The organism is Mycobacterium sp. IDUB_19, from assembly GCF_055419445.1.
The window spans coordinates 145,339-163,411 of sequence record NZ_JBVAXR010000007.1 but is presented as its reverse complement, the minus strand read 5'-3'; the positions used below and the strand labels follow the sequence as shown (position 1 = coordinate 163,411).

The 18,073-nt window shown below is 63.5% G+C and carries 17 protein-coding genes; 6 read left to right on the top strand and 11 right to left on the bottom strand.

Features of this window, described 5'->3' with window-relative positions; all coding sequences use genetic code 11:
* On the top strand, positions 1-1,725 hold a 1,725-nt coding region (locus tag ACZY0B_RS08840), incomplete at its 5' end, for an SDR family NAD(P)-dependent oxidoreductase (protein ID WP_463763708.1).
* Between the two features lie 19 nt (positions 1,726-1,744).
* On the top strand, positions 1,745-4,327 hold the full coding sequence (locus ACZY0B_RS08835; protein ID WP_463763707.1) for a sugar epimerase family protein: 2,583 nt from the start codon (positions 1,745-1,747) through the stop codon (positions 4,325-4,327).
* 76 nt (positions 4,328-4,403) lie between these two features.
* On the opposite strand, the gene ACZY0B_RS08830 is transcribed toward ACZY0B_RS08835, so the two are convergent.
* From ACZY0B_RS08830 to ACZY0B_RS08785, 10 genes are all read right to left on the bottom strand, one after another.
* Complete coding sequence (locus ACZY0B_RS08830) at positions 4,404-5,588, bottom strand: cytochrome P450 (RefSeq protein ID WP_463763706.1); 1,185 nt, start codon at positions 5,586-5,588, stop codon at positions 4,404-4,406.
* Between the two features lie 80 nt (positions 5,589-5,668).
* Positions 5,669-6,085 (bottom strand): hypothetical protein, encoded by a 417-nt coding sequence (locus tag ACZY0B_RS08825; protein WP_463763705.1) that lies wholly within the window; start codon positions 6,083-6,085, stop codon positions 5,669-5,671.
* Positions 6,082-7,317, bottom strand: coding sequence for a cytochrome P450 (locus tag ACZY0B_RS08820; RefSeq protein WP_463763704.1), 1,236 nt, complete (start codon positions 7,315-7,317; stop codon positions 6,082-6,084). Before ACZY0B_RS08820 ends, ACZY0B_RS08825 begins: the two co-directional genes overlap by 4 nt.
* A gap of 12 nt (positions 7,318-7,329) precedes the next feature.
* The gene (locus ACZY0B_RS08815; protein WP_463763703.1) at positions 7,330-8,388 is read right to left on the bottom strand and encodes an NAD(P)H-dependent amine dehydrogenase family protein; all 1,059 of its coding nucleotides are present in this window, start codon (positions 8,386-8,388) and stop codon (positions 7,330-7,332) included.
* Positions 8,385-8,816: a hypothetical protein gene (locus tag ACZY0B_RS08810; RefSeq protein WP_463763702.1), complete on the bottom strand. Its 432-nt coding sequence runs from the start codon at positions 8,814-8,816 to the stop codon at positions 8,385-8,387. Before ACZY0B_RS08810 ends, ACZY0B_RS08815 begins: the two co-directional genes overlap by 4 nt.
* Positions 8,817-8,837: 21 nt before the next feature.
* A complete protein-coding gene (locus tag ACZY0B_RS08805; RefSeq protein WP_463763701.1) occupies positions 8,838-9,569 on the bottom strand; it encodes a hypothetical protein in 732 nt (243 codons plus the stop codon).
* The gene (locus tag ACZY0B_RS08800) at positions 9,566-9,694 is read right to left on the bottom strand and encodes a hypothetical protein (RefSeq protein ID WP_267734882.1); all 129 of its coding nucleotides are present in this window, start codon (positions 9,692-9,694) and stop codon (positions 9,566-9,568) included. The genes ACZY0B_RS08805 and ACZY0B_RS08800 overlap by 4 nt, the downstream gene beginning before the upstream one ends.
* Positions 9,695-9,744: 50 nt before the next feature.
* Complete coding sequence (locus ACZY0B_RS08795) at positions 9,745-10,539, bottom strand: AAA family ATPase (protein ID WP_463763700.1); 795 nt, start codon at positions 10,537-10,539, stop codon at positions 9,745-9,747.
* A 31-nt stretch (positions 10,540-10,570) separates the two neighbouring features.
* Positions 10,571-12,100 carry a nitric oxide reductase activation protein NorD gene (locus ACZY0B_RS08790; RefSeq protein ID WP_463763699.1) on the bottom strand — a complete coding sequence of 510 codons (1,530 nt, stop codon included), beginning with the start codon at positions 12,098-12,100 and terminating at the stop codon, positions 10,571-10,573.
* 200 nt (positions 12,101-12,300) lie between these two features.
* Positions 12,301-12,948, bottom strand: coding sequence for a hypothetical protein (locus ACZY0B_RS08785; RefSeq protein WP_463763741.1), 648 nt, complete (start codon positions 12,946-12,948; stop codon positions 12,301-12,303).
* A 399-nt stretch (positions 12,949-13,347) separates the two neighbouring features.
* Between ACZY0B_RS08785 and ACZY0B_RS08780 the strand changes: the two genes are divergently transcribed.
* Complete coding sequence (locus ACZY0B_RS08780) at positions 13,348-14,451, top strand: NAD(P)H-dependent amine dehydrogenase family protein (RefSeq protein WP_463763740.1); 1,104 nt, start codon at positions 13,348-13,350, stop codon at positions 14,449-14,451.
* Between the two features lie 10 nt (positions 14,452-14,461).
* Here ACZY0B_RS08780 and ACZY0B_RS08775 read toward each other — a convergent pair whose 3' ends face one another.
* Positions 14,462-15,061, bottom strand: coding sequence for a TetR/AcrR family transcriptional regulator (locus ACZY0B_RS08775; protein ID WP_463763698.1), 600 nt, complete (start codon positions 15,059-15,061; stop codon positions 14,462-14,464).
* Between the two features lie 211 nt (positions 15,062-15,272).
* On the opposite strand from ACZY0B_RS08775, the gene ACZY0B_RS08770 reads away from it, so the two are divergent.
* The 3 genes from ACZY0B_RS08770 (at position 15,273) to ACZY0B_RS08760 (ending at position 18,070) form a co-directional block, all read left to right on the top strand.
* Positions 15,273-16,061 (top strand): SDR family NAD(P)-dependent oxidoreductase, encoded by a 789-nt coding sequence (locus ACZY0B_RS08770; protein ID WP_463763697.1) that lies wholly within the window; start codon positions 15,273-15,275, stop codon positions 16,059-16,061.
* 94 nt (positions 16,062-16,155) lie between these two features.
* On the top strand, positions 16,156-17,238 hold the full coding sequence (locus ACZY0B_RS08765) for an NAD(P)H-dependent amine dehydrogenase family protein (protein ID WP_463763695.1): 1,083 nt from the start codon (positions 16,156-16,158) through the stop codon (positions 17,236-17,238).
* A 13-nt stretch (positions 17,239-17,251) separates the two neighbouring features.
* Positions 17,252-18,070, top strand: a complete 819-nt coding sequence (locus ACZY0B_RS08760) for a mycofactocin-coupled SDR family oxidoreductase (RefSeq protein WP_463763693.1) — start codon at positions 17,252-17,254, stop codon at positions 18,068-18,070.
* Positions 18,071-18,073: the final 3 nt, after the last annotated feature.

The following is an 18,073-nucleotide window of genomic DNA, read 5'->3' as shown; positions in this document are numbered from 1 at the left end:
GACAAGTTCCGTGCGGTCACCGCCGGGCGGGGCATGGATGTGGTGCTGGACTCGCTGGCCGGCGACTTTGTTGACGCGTCCCTGCGGCTGGTGGCTCCCGGCGGGATCTTCTTGGAGATGGGCAAGACCGATATCCGCGACCCCGGCGAGGTCGCCGAGGAACACCACGGTGTGCGGTACCGTGCCTTCGATCTCTTCGAAGCCGGTCCCGAGCGCATTCAGCAGATGCTCGACGAACTGGCCGCACTGTTTGGCGACGACGTGCTAAGGCCGTTGCCGGTGACCAGATTTGACGTACGACGCGCGCCGGCGGCGTTGCGCTACCTGAGTCAGGCCCGCCACGTCGGCAAGGTCGTGATGACGGTTCCGTTTGGGCCAGGTAGTGGGCTGGCAGCCGGCACCGTGCTGATCACCGGTGGGACGGGCATGGCCGGGTCGGCGTTGGCCCGCCACGTGGTCTCTCGCCGTGGTGCGCGCAACGTGGTCTTGGTGAGCCGGCGTGGCCTGGATGCGCCGGGGGCCGCGGAATTGATGACCGAGCTCAGCGCGACGGGTGCCCAGGTGCAGGTGGTGGCCTGCGACGTGGCCGATCGCGAGGCGTTGGCCAAGGTGATCGCTGATATCCCGGTACAGCGGCCGCTGTCCGGCGTGATTCATGCGGCCGGGATGCTCGATGACGCAGTGATTTCCTCGTTGACCCCGGAACGGGTTGACGCCGTGCTGCGGGCCAAGGTCGATGGGGCCTGGAACCTGCATGAGTTGACCCGCGACCTCGATGTGTCCGCCTTCGTTCTGTTTTCGTCGATGGCCGGGTTGGCCGGCGCGTCGGGTCAGGCCAACTACGCGGCCGCCAACTCGTTCCTCGATGGGCTGGCCGTGCACCGGCGTGCGCACGGGTTGCCGGCGATGTCCCTGGGCTGGGGCCTGTGGGACCAGACCAGTGCCATGACCGGTGCGCTGGGCGCCGCCGACCGTGCCCGGTTCGGCCGCGACGGCATCGTCGCGATGTCCTCCGATCAGGCACTGGAATTGATGGACACCGCGCTGATCGTCGACGAACCGTTCCTGTTGCCCGCCCACATCGACCTTGCGGCGCTGCGGGTCAAGTTCGACGGGGGAACGTTGCCGCCGATGTTCGTTGATCTGATCAACGCGCCGACCCGGCGCCAGGTTGACGACTCGCTGGCCGCAGCGAAGTCGAAATCAGCTCTGCTGCAACGTCTCGAAGGTATACCCGAGGATGAGCAATACGCGGTTCTGCTGGATCTGGTGCGCTCCAACATCGCCACGGTGCTGGGCAACGCCAGCCCCGATTCGATCGATCCGGAAAGAGCGTTCCAGGAGCTCGGCTTCGACTCGCTGACCGCTGTCGAGATGCGTAACCGGTTGAAGTCCGCTACCGGTCTCGCACTTTCACCCACGCTGATCTTCGATTACCCCAACTGCGCCGCGCTGGCCGGTTACATGCACCAAGAGCTCGTGGGGACTTCGGAGCAAAGCGCCCCCGCCGCCCCTGGCGAAGCCGACATTCAGCGTGTGGTGGGGTCGATTCCGGTCAAGCGACTCCGGCAGGCGGGGGTGCTGGAGTTGTTGCTCGCGTTGGCAACCGAAGACGGCACCCCGCAGGCGGCAGCCGCTGGCGTGAGCACCGAAAAGGACATCGCGGACATGGACCTCGAGGCCCTGGTCAATGCGGCGTTGATGGACGACGACGACGACGAATAGCCATGAAAGTCGGCAGTCAGTGAGAATCGCGGTCACCGGGGCCAGTGGTGTGCTCGGCCGCGGTCTTGCCGGCAGATTGCTCAGCCAGGGGCACGAGGTCGTAGGCATCGCCCGGCGCCGGCCGGAAAGCTGGTCGAGCGCCGCCGATTTCATCGAGGCGGATATCCGGGACGCGGGAGCCGTCAAACGCGGCATTGCCGGCGCGGACGTCGTCGCGCATCTCGCCTGGGAGCGTAGCCCCGGCCTGGACGAACGTATCGGCCACGAGGTCAACGTCGGGGGAACACTGAACGTCCTGCAAGCTATGGCCGAGACCGGTTCCAGGCGCATTGTTTTCGCGTCCTCGGCACACGTCTATGGCCGGGCAGACGCGCCGCAGGCCGAGCAGGCGCCGATGGCTCCGGTGCTGACCGACGGTGTGCATCAGGCCCGCGTCGAAGACCTGCTCGGCGCATCGGACGCCGAGTGGGTCGCGATTCGCTCCGCGCTCATCGTCGGTCGCAACGTTGACAACTGGGTACGCGGGCTGCTGGCTTTGCCGGCATTCCCCAACGGGTCTGCCGATCGCCGCATGCAGGTCGTCCACCTCGAGGATGCGCTACGGCTCTTCAACCGCGCCGTCCTGGACGCCGAAATCCCCAGCGGCCCCATCAATCTCGCCGCTCCAGGTGAGCAGACATTTCGTCAAATCGCTGCCGGGCTCGGCCGGCCGGTACTGCGGCTAAGCCGGCTGGCTGCGGTCGCCGACCTGGAGCTGGTCCGAACCGCCCCGCTGATGGATACCTCACGGTTGCATGAGCAGTGGGGATTCCGGCCGGCATGGAACTGCGACGAATGCATCGAGGATTTCGCGCTTGCGGTGCGCGGCCGCATCACACTGGGCAAGCGTGTCGTGTCGCTGCCGTGGCGACTGGCCAACATTGCGGACCTGCCCGCCGTCGACGCGGCCGCGGATGACGGTGTGAGTCCCGAACTGGCCGGCCCCCAGGGCGTTAACGGCGAGTTCGACACTCCGATTGATCCGCGGTTTCCCACCTTTCTGGCCACCAACTTGTCCGAGGCGCTGCCGGGCCCGTTTTCGCCGTCATCGGCGTCGGCGACGGTGCGCGGGCTGCGCGCCGGCGGCGCCATCATTGCCGAGCGGCTGCGGCCGGGCGGCATGGTGCAGCGCGAAATCGCGATGCGCACCGTCGCGGTGTTCGCCCACCGGTTGTATGGCGCGATCACGTCGGCGCACTTCATGGCCGAAACCGTGCCGTTCGCCAAACCGTCGATGATCGTGAGCAACAGCGGGTTCTTCGGCCCCAGCATGGCTTCGCTGCCGGTCTTCGGTGAGCAGCGTCCCGCCGAAATCAGCCGGGCGCGAAAGCTACTGCGCAACGGGCGCAATATCGGGGTGTTCGGCGTCAATCTGGTGGGCTTGAGCGCTGGGGCGTCGCACGATACCCACGATTTTATTGCCGATGTCGATCGCCTGGAGCGGTTGGCCGACGATGTCACCGAACTCGACGACCGCCGGCTGCTGAGCCTGATCGTGCTGGCACGCGACCACGTTGTGCAGGGTTGGGTGCTGGCCTCGGCGTCATTCATGCTGTGCGCTGCGTTCAATGTGTTGCTGCGCGGGCTATGCGGGCGAGACACCTCTGCGCCCGCGGGTCCGGAGTTGGTCAGTGCGCGTTCGGTGGAGGCCATGCATAGATTGGTGATTGCGGCACAGCGTGATCCAAACGTGGTTCGGTTGCTGACCGAACCGGGGGAGCGGCTGGACAAGCTCGCCGTCGACGCGCCGGAATTTCACGCCGCGGTGCTGGCCGAGCTGGCGTTGATCGGCCATCGTGGTCCGGCGGAGCTCGAGATGCTGTCGACCAGCTACGCCGACGATCCCGAGTTGCTGGTCCGGATGGTGGCCAGGGCAATGAGTGCGCCTGGCGCGCCCCAGCCGCGGCATCCGCGGATTCCCTTGCGGGCCAAGCCGGTAGCGCAGCTGGCGGCACACCAACTCCGCGACCGTGAAGCTCGTCGCGACAAAGTGGTCCGGGCCAACTGGGTGCTGCGTGGCCTGCTGCGCGAGTACGGGCGCCGGCTGGTCGACGCCGGCATCCTGGACACCATCGACGATGTGTTCTATCTACTGGTCGACGAACTCGACGCGCTGCCGGCCGACGTTGCGGGACTGGTGGCCCGGCGCCGAGCCGAACAGCGCAGGCTGGCCGCCGTCGCTCCGCCGACGGTATTCAGTGGGAACTGGGAGCCGTCCGCCACGTCGTCGCCGGTACTTTCCAGCGGCGACTCCTTGCGCGGAGTCGGCGTGTGCGGGGGACGGGTGCGCGGCCGGGTGCGCATCGTGCGGCCCGAGACCATCGATGATCTGCAACCCGGCGAGATACTCGTCGCGGAGGTCACCGACGTCGGGTACACGGCGGCTTTCTGCTACGCGGCGGCAGTGGTGACAGAACTCGGCGGCCCGATGTCACACGCCGCGGTGGTGGCTCGCGAATTCGGCTTCCCGTGTGTGGTCGACGTGCACGGAGCTACCAAGTCGTTGCCGCCGGGCGCCCTGGTCGAGGTTGACGGAGCTACCGGCGAGATTCACGTGCTCTGAGCTTGCACCGAGCGTCGGGTAGTCGGGCCAAAACGTGGTGATCTTCCGCAACAAGTCAACGCTCGGTGCTAAATGGCTAGGTCTCGCTGGCAAGAATTCGCAGTGGTAGCTGGGGCAATGTGTTGGTTGGGGATGGCCAGGTGATCTCGGGCCGGTATCCGGGCGCAAGTTCGAAATGAGGAATGCGGCTTAGCCATTCGGTCACGACGACGTTCATCTCCATGCGGGCGAGATGCGAACCCACGCAACGGTGCGGACCACCGCCGAAGCCCCAATGCTTGTGCACCTTGCCATCCACCACGAGGTCATCGCCGGATGTCGCGTCGCTGCCGTCCCGGTTAATCGCGCCGAGGCAGAGCCGCACTCGAGAGCCGGCCGGCAACGTGATACCGGCTACGGTGACGTCCTCGGTCGTCACCCGGGGGACGACCGGAGCCGACGACTCCAATCGGACGATCTCCTCGACGAAAACGCTTATTTGGTCTGGGTTTTCACACAGCCACGCTCGCAGGTCGCCACGGCGGGCCAGCTCCAGCATGGCCGCCCCGATAGCCGATGTGACGGTGTCCAGACCCGCGAGGACGAAGAAGAAAGCCATGCCGAGGGCTTCGTCGTCGGTCAGCGCTTCCTCGCCCACCAGCACTTGGGAAAGAACATCGTCGCCAGGATCCTGCCGATGCTCGGCGACAGCCTCGGTGAGGTAGGAAAACAGCTCCAGGGCCGGTGTCAGATCAGGGGATTCGCCAGCGGCATTCGGGATACTCAGTTCGATGATGGCGTCTTTCCACCGAATCAGTCGCTCGTGATCCTGCAGCGGTAGTCCGAACAGCGTCAGGAAGACCTGCGACGGATATGGAGTCGCCAGCTCGGACATCACCTCGCACTCGCCACGTTCGGCGATCGAGTCGATGATGTCGATCGCTTGGGCCTGAATCGACGGCAGGATCGCGGCGAGCGCATGCGGACTGAAGAACGGCTGCAGAATCCGGCGAAACCGGGTGTGCTCCGGGGGATCGAACGCCGCCGGCACCAGCGGCAGCGGGCTGCCGACCACCTCGAATGCTTTCTTGGAAGAAAATACGCTCGGATTGCGCAGTGCTGCAAGCACATCCGCGCGGCGAGTCAGGGCGTACCAGCCGTCACTCAGCACCACCGGGCCGGCTTCCCGCAGTGTGGACCAACCTGTGCCCCGGTCGAGCGCCATGGGCAGATCGGTCGAGTCGAGCACCGGAATCCCCTGGGAGTCGTGAGCCTCGGCCATCCCTTGTTCCTTTCACTGGTGTCTCGCGAATACCTCTGGCTGACAACGATTCAACTCGGGTGGTAGGGCGTTCAGAACGCTCATGGCAGGTTGGTAGACAGAAAGGTGAGCGGTAGGCCGAACACCGAGAGGTCGATTTCCTCGAGATAGTTGCCGTCACCCTCGAAGCCTTGCCGGAAGCGGGTGGTCGAGCCATAACGCTGGGCAATGTTCTCCGCTGCCGACGCTCCGGGAACCTGGACCACTACCGTGAAAACACCGTCACCATTGCTCGCCAGGAATTCGCGCACCGACGTCGCCACCGTAGCGGTCGATCCCGGGTTCGGACTGATCAGCTCGATGCCCCGATTCCAATCCAAGAGCACTCGAAGCCCGAGTTCGTCCAAGTTGATGGCTTCGAAGCTGAAACCCAGCTCCCTGAACAGTTCTCCCACGGCGTCGTGCCGTTCACGCGCCACCGCGAACACGACGTGATGCAACCGCGATGAGTCGCTCATCGTCGCGGGCCGAACTCTATGGGCAGACTTATCGGTCCACTCATGCCGAGCATCGGCTTCCATGGAGCAGGTCCGACCCGGCGGGCATCGGGCATACGCCGCGCCAGAATCTTCAGTCCTTCGGCCAGCTCCAGTCTGGCCAGGTTCGCGCCGAGGCAGTAGTGCACGCCGCCGCCGAAGGTCAACACCGCCGGCGCGCCCTTGCGGGTGATGTCGAAGCGATCGGCATCCGGGTAGATGTCGGGATCACGGTTGGCGGCAAAGGAATTCACAAAAATGTAGGTGTCCTTCGGGAAGGTGTATCCGCCCAACTCGACGTCCTCGTGCACGGTGCGGACGGTGTTGCACACGGCGGGCGAGTGGCGCATGCTCTCCTCGACCGCCGCCATGGCCAGTTCTGGGTGATCGCGTAGCAGCGCCCATTGATCCGGGTGATCGAGCAGCACCTGCATGGAAGCGGCCACCTGATTGCGGGTGGTATCCGTGCCCGCAAGCAGCAAACCGGCCACCGTCAAACGTAATTCGTCGGCGTTGAGCCGGTCGCCGTCGTCCTCGGCACGAATGAGATTGGAGAGCAGGTCGTCGGTCAGATGATGTCGTCGGTCGGCGACCATCTCATCGACATAGGCGTCGAGCTCGGCCCAGCCGCGAAGGACGGCCGGCATTTCGTCGACAAGATTGACCGAGAAGTTGACCATCTTGAAGATCTCTTCGGCCCATCGGTCAAAATGCGTCCAATCTGCGCGTGGGGCACCAAGAAGGGCGCAGATGATGGGAATGGGATAGTGCCGGGCGATATCTGTGACGATGTCACAGCGGCCCGCGGCGGCAACGCCGTCGATCAGCTCGTTGATCACTTCGCCGATCGTTTCGTCCAGACGCGAGATGGCCCGCGGCGTGAATGCCCGTGATACCAGGCTTCGCAGCCGATGGTGTTCGGCGCCTTCCGCACAGATGATGCTCCCGACTACCCTGTCCCAGAGTGGACCTGATGTCACGCCTTGCGCGCTCAGATGCAGGCCCGGGGGTATCACGAACCGGGTGTCGCGCAGAATATTTCGGGCGAGATCGTAGGAGAGCACTTCGGGACCGAGCGGACCGATGGCGATCGGCGCCCGTTGCTGTGCCGCCCGGATCCGGTCGCAGACCGCGTGCGGCGATTCGGTGACGTCATACTCGAGCGCGGGAAGTCCTGCCTCGAAGATACTGGGCGCACCGGTGGTGGCGGTCATTTGCACGTCCTTTCAGTTGCGCGCCAGCACTCCGCGCGGAAGCAGCAGGGGCAGGTCGTTGTACGTGGCGATCCCAGGCGGTGCCGCGACGACGGCCGGTATCGCGGTGATCGCCGGCATGGCGGTGATGGTCAAGCCGAGCATGATGTAGTCGTCGATCGATTCGCCGTGGAAGTCCGCCGGGGGTTCGAAACTCAGCGTGCTCTTGATAGTTGGCCGGCCCTGAACCGTGACGGTGTAGCCGAAACTCGTCGACCAAGACGGTTCCAGGGATTGGCCTTTGGTCCACACGCCGCGGACCTCGACCACCTCGTGCCCTTCCAGAGATCCCTTCCACCGGACGTCGATGCCCGCGACGCAACCCTGCTTGATGGTCCAGTCACCGGGCAGCAGCAGATCCTCTGTGGTGTAAGCATATTCGGCTTCGCACCGGATGTCGTCGAGTTGGACTCCGAGGGCGTCAGCGATGAGGATGACCGCCTCGCGGAAGATGCCGGATCCTTTCTCGGTGATCGCGTGCAGGTCGGGCTGGTCGATCGGATAGCCGAAACCCATTGGTATCTCCGTTGCCGGAGAGTTGTAGATGGTGGTGTCGAATGATTCGACTATGGAGATGCGGTCCACCCGGTCGGAGATACCGGCCGTGACGATCGCGAAGAGCTGGATGAACCCCGGGTTGATGCCGCTTCCGAAGATGGTCGAGCCACCGCGCGCACATGCTTCGCTGATCCGTTCCCGGTCACGGCCCAGTTGGTGTCCGGTGATGAACTCCGAAGTGGTCACGACGTTGATCCCCGCTCCGAGAATGCGGGTCACTTCATCGACACTGGCGAACATCGGGTTGTAGACAACACAATCGGGCTCCAGGTTCAGCAGCGCGTCGACGTCGTCGGTTGCGCGTACGCCCATAGGTTTGATGCCGCATAGCTCACCGACATCACGGCCGACCTTGTCGGAAGACCACGCGTAGCAGCCGACGAGGTTCAACAATGAATTCTCGGCTATCGCGTGCACTGACTTCTTGCCGACGTTGCCTGTCGTCCATTGAACGACGCGCAACCGGTCTGTCACGGCTTCGAGCCGGCGTGCTGTTGCGCAGCCTGACGGGCGAGTCGTTCGTCGTGGATGCGGACCAGTTCGCGAAAGCCCAGTCGATGGTATTTCGGTATCGGCTGGATACCCCAGACGTCCTGGGCGGTGGCCTTACCCTCGGCGCCCTCGGGCGGTCCGAACGGCGGGTAGGGGTACTTGCACTCCAGAGTGTCGTTGGAGTAGCGAATCTTCAGCAGCTCACTACAGATCTCCGTCAGGCTCAGCGTCGGGTAGCCGTAGTACACCGCCATGAACGGCAACGTGAAGGCGCCTTCGACCACGAGTGCCACCAGGCACACCAAGACGGCACGTTTGATCCATTTGTGCATGCGTGCGTAGTACGGCGTTGTCCCGGGCTCGAGGTCGGCGGTCGGTTCTTTTTCGTCGGTAGGTGACTCTGCGGTCATGGCAATGCTCCTTAAACCTGGTCAGTCGGAGAAGATTTCGCGGTTGACCGTGTGCAGATACGGGATCGCGAGGAACGGAGTGATGTAGAAGATGTCGTAGAGCCACCAGCCGATGACCGGAAACACGACGCCGGCGTAGCGCACGTCGGCGAACATGGTCATGTTGAACACGTAGGCAGACCAGATCACCACGCCCATCCAGCAGGTGACGACCATCCACTGATGCCCCCAGCGCTTCATCTGCAGGAACCCGATCGCCGCGGCAACCCGCATGGAGAACACCGTGAGAATTAGCCCTGCGACATAAGCTTTTTCGCCCGGCCCCGCCGCGCCGCCGACCCAGAGTTCGTTGTAGTGCCAGAAGTAGCCCGCATCGAACATATTGCCCCAGCCGACCATCAACACCCGGTTGATCAACGTGTGGTTGGCAACCAGGTCCAGGGCCCACCCCAGACTGTTGAGCATGCCGTCGATCAGGACCAGGTAACCGATCAGGGTCACGATCATCGGCCGAACCGACAGGCCGGCGCGCAGTGCTTGGCGCTGCAGCCACACGCCGCGCATGAAGATGGGGAATCCGATCAGGCCCGGAGCCCACATCCCCATCAAGGCGGCGCCGACGATCATCCACTTGTCGGCACGACGCTGCGCTTGGCGGGACTCGTCGTGGTGATCCTCGAGGCTGACCGAGCCGCCCGTCTCGGCGGTGGGGGATCCGCTACCCGAAAGCCGATTGCGCAGAGGGAGATTCACAGGTCCCACCACCCGCGTGCAAACGACATGTAGAGCTGGACCCCGAACATCACCAGGAGGTAGCCGTAGATGACTATTTGGAAGACGATGAGCGCTCTCTTGCGCTTCTGCTCCTGTTGGTTCATCGCGGTTGTTTCCTTTCTAGGGTCGTCACGGTCATTGCTGGGGCCGTTCTCTAGGGCGATGTGTCCGAGGTGGCCAACCTGGCTGCCGCAACTTCACGCAGCCCGTCATTGATGGCACCGTCGCTGCTCAGCGGGGCCAGGATGCAGGCATCCGCGGCTTCCAGTTCGGTTGCCCCCACGGCGATCAACTGTGCCGCGGTCACCAATACCCGGGTGGACGGCGGCTCGAAATGAAACGCCTCGTCCGCGGTGCGGATAGCGATCGCGCACTGCACCAGTCGCATGGCCGTTGCCATTCCGACGCCCGCCTCCGCGACGATCACCTCGGCCTCGCGGTCGGCGGGCAGATAATTCATTCCCAGGGTGACGAACCGCTGCCGGAAGGATGGTTTGAGTTCCTTGAGCGAGCTGCGATAGGCGGGGTTGTAGGAGCACACGAGCATGAATGTCTCTGGCGCTCTGACTACTTCGTCTGCTCGGTCCAGATACAGGGCGCGACGGTGATCGGTGAGCGAATGAAGGATCGCCAACGAGTCGTGCCGGGCCTCCACGACCTCGTCCAGGTAGCAGATCGCGCCGGCCTTCACTGCTCGGGTGAGAGGCCCGTCGGTCCACACGACGTCACCACCGGTCACCATGAATCGGCCGACGAGATCCGAGCTGGTGAGGTCGTCGTGGCAGCTGATGGTGACCACGGGGCGTCGCAACAGCACGCCCATGTGCTCAACGAACCTGGTCTTGCCGCACCCCGTCGGACCGGTGAGCATCACCGGCAAGCGCCGCTGAAATGCCAGTTCGAAAAGCTGAACTTCGTTGCCGTTCGCGAAATACGTGTCGGTGCTCATCGGTTCTCCTTTCTTGAAAGCCGGCCGTGCATCATGCGGCAACAAGCTCACGATGTACGTGGGCCAGCACCCGTGGGAGTTCCTCGATTCGTCGGATGCGCTGGGATCGACGAGGTCCGAACACTTCCGGCAGGGGATCGACTCGAGTAGGTCCGACGCCGACGTAGTACAGCGACACGCCCGCGTCGTTTGCCTCCTCGACGGCGTGCGCGGCGTCTGCCCAGGCGTAACGCCCCTCGTAACCTTCGTCGGAGATCAGGCCGTCACCGATGACGATCAGCAGCCGTCGCTCGGACGGCTGTGCGAGCAGTCGGCTCGTCAGATGGCGAAGTGGCGCACCCAGTCTGGTGTACCCGCCCGTCTTAAGCCCGAGACCGCCCGGTGGCACGAACCGGCGGTCCTCGAAGTCCTTCAGGCAGCGGACTTCGACTCGGTGCCGGGTGTTTCCGGTGAATACGAAGATGCCGTGGCGCTCGCGGGCGCGGTTCATCGCGCGCGAAAGCGCATCGGCACAATCCAATTCCAACCGGAAGACGCGTCCGCCGTGCACTCCCAACGACGAACTCCCGTCGAGAAGCAGCGCGGTGGTGACGTCGCGACTGCCGGGTAGCAGGTCGCGGAAGATACGTGGTTGGCTCGCCTCGCCGGTCACGGTGTCGATGTAGTGCCTGACGTATTGTTCGACGTCCAGATCGGAGCCGTCTTCTAGGCGATTCTTCATCGCGCGATGAGTGTGTTCTTCAAACCATTTCCGAAGGTCGCTGGAGATCGATCCAGGTTGGCGAATGTGACTGGCGTGGGCGTGCTCCAGAACCGCGACGTGGTCTCGCATGAAACTCTGTGTCCATGCGTTCCACTCGGGATACGGAATCCCGGGCCGGTGGTCCGGTGTGATGTCGAGGTCGTTGTCTTGCGGGCGGCTCGGCGGTGGCAGGTTGGGGTTGCGGACGCCGCCGTCGCCGCCGACGGCAACCGAGTACGGCCGAGGAAGACGCTTCTGCGTTGTGGTCCAAGGCATCCTGCCGAAGCTGCGGCGCAACTTGTCGGTCAAGCCCTGCGGCGTTGTGTAGGCCAGTGGCAAATTGCCCAGCAGCGGATGAAGCGTCAATGCCCGCTCGCTGGCCGCCAGCGCAACTGCACGGTTGAGGATCTCGGAGGCAGCCATGTCACCCGCTTCGGCATGCACTTCCGGTAGTACGCGACGCATCTCGGGTAGCAGGCCCGGCCAACGCGACGCTATCCAGCCGAGGGCGACGCCGGCTTCGACAAGTGTGAGCGCACGCAGTTCGCGAGCGGATAGCTCGTTTAGCCGGTATTCGGTGATGCGCTCTTTCGATGGCGAGCATTGCAGGGCCACCCCGCAGGTCAGCGTTCTGCGCGTCCAATCCGACAGCGCGGGGTAGGGGACATGTACGAACGTGAGCGCCGCATTGAGCCCGAAACCGCGGCGGGTGCCCGTGACGAGCCGGACGCCTTCGCGGCGTTGCTCACTGAATGCGACCGCGGTCACGGCGCAACTACGTTCCAGCGCGAGCGCATGGGCATCGGAACTGTCGGTCATTGGCCAAGTCCCACGCATCCTGTCCCGGGTGCGCTGCTCAAAACGTGCCGATGTTGGAGAAGAGCCAGTACCAGAACCAGATGATCAGGCCGGTGCCGCCCCATGCCGCGACATATCGAAGTATCTCCCAGAGATAACCCATGATTTGACCTCCTCGGTGGTGCAGTTTCGGCCGACTGATGCGTGATCATCGGCGGCTTTCAGTCGGAGAAGAGCTCGCGGTTGACGGTGTGCAGATAGGGGATCGCGAGGAAGGGCGTGATGTAGAAGATGTCGTAAAGCCACCAGCCGACCACCGGCAACACCACTCCGGCAAAGCGCACGTCGGCGAACATGGTCATGTTGAAGACGTAGCCGACCCAGATCACCACACCCATCCAGCAGGTGACGACCATCCACTGATGTCCCCAGCGCTTCATTTGCAGGAAGCCGATGGCAGCGGCAATCCGCATCGTGAAGACAGTCAGGATGAGACCGACCTCCAGCGCTTTTTCGCCGGGGCCCGCCGCGCCGCCGACCCATAGCTCGTTGTAGTGCCAGAAGTAGCCCGCATCGAACATGTTGCCCCAGCCGTTCAACAGCACGCGGGCCAGCAGGCTGTGGTTTGCCACCAGGTCAAGTGCCCATCCCACGGTATTGATCGCGGCGTCGATGATGACCAGATAGCCGAGCAACGTGACCAGCATCGGTCGAACCGAGAGCCCATCCCGCTGCGCGCGGCGCAGCAACTGCACACCCCGCAGGAACAGCGGCAGCCCGAAGACGCCCAGGGCCGCGGTGCCGATCAGAAGACTGCCGGAGATGAGCCATTTGTCGGCCCGGCGCTGCGCGAGCTCCGACTGCTCCATGTGTTCGTCGAACGTCAGTCCCGTTAGGGCAGAGCCGCTCTCGCCGCCGGCCGTGGCGATGCCGCCCACGTCGCGCTGGCGCAGCTTCGGCAGGTTCACGAACCCTCCGCGTTGTCGAGGCTGATTGAGTACGTTTGTGGACTATAGCACTGACTTTAGTCAGCAATATAGCCCTCGCAGCACTCCCGGCTATGTCGGATATGACTGGACTCATGGTTATTTTGCAGTGATTGACGGCGATACCACGACTGCCCAGAGGCAGGTAGCAAGCTCCCCAGCTGACAGAAGTCAGCTGTAAGTCGTTGACACGCTGTTGGAGAAATGCCTACGCTCAGCGGGCGCACGGCCGCTGTCGGTGCATCCAAAGGAGCAGCAATGACGCTTACCCAAGAGAAGACAGTGACGCGAAAGTCGCCCGCCGACCGGAAGTATCGCGTAATCCAATGGGGCGTCGGCAATGTAGGAACGGTCGCGCTGCGCCATTTCGCCCACAACCCGGCCTACGAATTGGTCGGAGTGCTTTGCAACCGTCCGGAGAAGGTCGGCAAGGATGCGGGTGAGCTCTGCGGCAAACCGCCGACCGGAGTGCTCGCCACCGACGACAAGTCGGCCATAGAGGCTCTTGATGCCGACTGCGTGTTCTACGCGCCGCTGTGGTCTGATCCCGATGAAGTCTGCCGCCTGCTGCGCGGCGGGAAGAACGTGGTCGCATCGGGTGGCGCATGGTGGTACAGAACCGAGCACAGTCAGGCGGACATCGACAAGATCCACACCGCATGCCTAGAGGGCGGTACATCGTTTCACGCCGGCGGCATCAACCCCGGATTCGCGGGAGACCTGCTTGTTCTGACGTTGGCCCGGATCGTCAGCCAGATCGACACTATCCATATCTACGAAGTCGTGAATTTCGGCAGGGACACCCTGAAGTACTTGCACGAGATGGGGATGGGGAGCGATCCCGCCGGATTCGAGGACGGCCCGAATCTACTGGGCCAGGCCTGGCCGCTCTTCGCCCAGTCGATGGCAATGATTGTGGAAGGCATGGGCAAAACAGTCGACAAGTACACGACCGAGGTGGAGCTCGGGGTCGCCACCCGTGACATCCCCTTCGAGGGAGGCGCGACCAGCGATATGCCGGGCTTCAAGGGCGTGATCGAGAAGGGCACGGTCGCCCGCCAGCATCACAAATGGACAGCGTGGGTGGATGCCAAGCCCCTCATCGTCTTTCACGAGATATACACAATGGATTCTTTCGATGCCATTGAGCCACAGGAGGATTGGCCGCAGCACTATCACTACCGGATTGTGATCGAAGGCGATTCGTCCACCGAGCTGATCCTGCAAGGGGCCCAGGACCGGGACGGCGGTTACGCGTTGCCCGGCTATACCTGGACCGCGATGGGCCCCGCGAACGCGATTCCCGCCGTCTGCGATGCGTCACCGGGGTTCATGTCCCACAACGAGCTCGGACTGATGCCGCTGCGTGGCGTGATACGCCCGTGACGCGCCTGGGTCACGGCTGAAGACCGCGCAAAGTCCTCGCGACGTAATCTTCCAGCAGGGTGTGGCCGGTCGGCCAGTGGTTGGTGGTGATCAACAGTGCGTAGAGACCGAGCAAGAAGAACACCGCACTGTTCATCGGATTAACTTGCGTATCCGTTTCGCCGCGTTCTTGCGCACGTGCGATTTCCTGGGCGACCAACACGATCAAGGGGTGATCCCTGCCGTCTTCGGTCTGCGGACGGGTTTGCGAGAAGTGCAGCGCAAGAAAGTCATTGAAGAGCCGATCGCCGAGTCGGCGCTCTAATCCGACCACTAGGCGGACCGCCTCATTCAATGCGGAAACAAGATCGTGCTTGGACTTCAAGAATTGCGCGAACTGCTTGGCAATGCGGTCCTCTTCGCGGCGCTCCAGCTCCAGCAGCACATGCTCTTTGGTGGGGAAGTGGAAGAAGAAGGTCCCGTGGGCAACTCCTGCGGCGGCCACGATCGCACTGACGTCGGCCTCGGCCATCCCGGCGCGGGCGAACTCCGCGATCGAGGCGCCCATCAAGCGCTCTCGCGTCTGCAAGCGCTTGGCTTCTCGCGCAGACACCCGATCCGTCACAGCCATTTCTTTCCTCACAATTGACCTGACTCATGCAAGAGTACCGAGGCTAACCAAATCATTATGCCGTGTTGCAGCCAAAATGGCTTGCATAACTTGGCCATTGTCGGGCCGTCCCCATCGCTACCGACGGCCATCCTTCGTGTTCATTGACTTTAGTCAGCAAGGTTCATAGATTGAACGGCGCAGACGTCACACACGATCGAAGGAGTTCGGCATGGCGTTGGAGCAGTTCAGGCTGGACGGACAGGTCGCGATCGTCACGGGCGCCGGGAAGGGTGTCGGGGCAGGTATTGCCCGCGTCTTGGCGGAGGCCGGGGCCACGGTTGTCGGGACCGCACGTACCAAGGCGGATATCGTTGGCACGATTGAGGGTATCGAGGCCGCGGGCGGCTCGGGGCTGCCGCTGGTTGCGGACGCGATGAGCCGTTCGGACGGAGAGCGCGTCGTGAACACGGCCATGGAGCGGTTCGGCCGGATCGACATCCTCGTCAACAATGTCGGTGGCTCCACCTACGCGCGGTTTCTGGACATCACCGACGAAGACTTCCGGCACACGTTCGACTGGTGTGTGACCTCCGCCTTCATCATGAGTCAGCTCGTGGCACCGCACATGCTCAGTGGCGGACGCGGTTCCATCATCAACATCTCGTCGGGTTCGGCGCGGTTCGGTATCCGGGCGTTGACGGCCTATTGCGTGGCGAAGGGTGGCCTGGAAGCGCTTACTCGCGCGATGGCACAGGAACTCGCGCCGAAGATTCGCGTCAACGCCATCGCCCTGGGTTCCTTTGCCACCGACGGTCTGAAGGGCAGCCTGGATCTGATGCCCGGGTCGCTGGAGAAGATGCAAGAGTCCACGCCGCTGCATCGGCTGGGCGACGTCGAGGACCTCGGGCGGCTCGCGGTGTATCTATCCACGCGCGACTGCTACGCGACCAACGCGACCTTCCACGTCGACGGCGGCATCGACTCTAACAATTCGCCGCTCCCGATACCCGATTATTAAGCCCGCGGGGTGCCGGCACCGGGGCGAGAAATCGCCAGGTGTGCCGGGTGACTGAAAGCGATACAGTATCGTCCACGGGAAGGATGAGGTAACAGTGCGCAGAGTCATTCAATTCTCCACCGGAAACGTGGGCCGGCATTCGTTGCGAGCGATCATCGGCAGGCCAGATCTCGAACTTGTTGGGGTGCACGCCGCCAGTGCCGACAAGATCGGCAAGGACGCTGCGCAGCTGTGCGGAATCGACGCACCGACCGGCATCGTCGCCACTGACGACATCGATGCGCTGGTGGCCCTCGGCGCCGACTGTGTGGTTTACACCTCGCAGGGGGAGACCCGGCCGATGGAAGCCATCGAGCAGATGAGCAAGTTCCTCGCCGCGGGCACCAACGTCGTCGGTACGTCGATGGTCTGGCTGGTCACGCCGCACCACGCCGAAGACTGGTTGCGCGAGCCATTGGAGCGTGCCTGCGCGGCCGGCAACACCTCGCTCTACGTCAACGGCATCGACCCCGGCTTCTCCGGCGACACGCTTGTGCACTCGGCGGTCAGCCTTACTACCCGGGTGGATTCGATCACCGTGCAGGAGATCTTCGACTACGGAAATTATGATGATGCCGAATTCACCGGTGCTGCAATGGGTTTCGGATCAACTGAAGACGACGATTCGCCGATGATGTTTCTGCCCGGGGTGATCGTGTCGATGTGGGGCGGTCAGGTCCGCAGTCTGGCAGATCATCTCGACATCAAACTCGACGAAGTGCGCCAGCGCGTCGAACCGTGGTACACGCCAGAACGAATCGACTGCACCATGATGACGGTGGAGCCGGGACAGATGGGCGCGGTGCGTTTTGCCACCGAGGGCGTGCGCGACGGCAAGCCGGTGATCACCCTCGAGCACGTCACCAGGCTCACCACCGCCGCCGCGCCCGACTGGGAGTTCCCGCCCGAGGGGCACACCGGCGTGCACCGGGTCGTCGTCGAGGGCGAACCGCGGGTGGAAATCAACACCCACGTATCCCATCCTCTTTACGATTCGACTGACGCAGGGTGTATCTCGACGGCCGGCAGGGCGGTGAATGCGATCGAGTGGGTATGTCGCGCGCCGCAGGGGTTGGTCGCGGTGGAGGACATCCCGCTCTCTGCGACGATGCGCGGTGTGATGTGGAACGAGCGTTAGCCGGACCGGCGGCATGACGACATCGCTCCCGGGACGCGTTGCCGGTAAGCGCATTCTGATTACCGGCGCCGCCCGCGGTATGGGGCGCAGCCATGCGTTGCGGCTTGCCGAAGAAGGTGCGGATCTCATCCTGACCGATATCTGCCAATCGTTGCCGCAGATCGAGTATCCCTTGGCCACCCAAGACGACCTGGCCGAAACAGTAAGACTGGTAAAAGATTTCGGTCGCCACTGCGTTAGTTGTGTTGTCGATGTTCGCGACGAGGCACAACTGCGCGCCGCGGTCGACGACGGCGTCAGCGAGCTGGGGGGCCTCGACGGGGCGGTGGCCAACGCCGGCGTGTTAACGGTGGCTCCCTGGGACAAGACGACTGCCGATCAGTGGCGCACGGTGGTCGACGTCAATCTCATCGGGGTGTGGAACACCTGCGCGGCCGCGATACCCCACTTGCTCAACCAGGGGGGAGGCAGTCTGGTCAACGTCAGCTCTGCGGGTGCCATCAAAGGCTTTCCGCTGCAGACGCCCTATACGGCGGCCAAGCATGGCGTGGTTGGCCTGACGCTGGCCTTGGCGAATGAACTTGCGGCACAGAATGTGCGGGTCAACACTGTGCTTCCCACCGGTGTGCCTACCGGGATGGTTCCGTCGTCGTTCGGACCGCTCCTGGGTGAGCAACGGCCTGACCTGATTCCCATTTTCGTCAATGCGATGCCCACCCCGGCCGTGGAGCCGGCAGATGTCAGCAACGCGGTGCTGTTCCTGCTATCCGACGAGTCCCGATATGTGACGGGGCTGGAGTTCAAGGTCGACGCCGGGGTGACCATCAACTAGTGG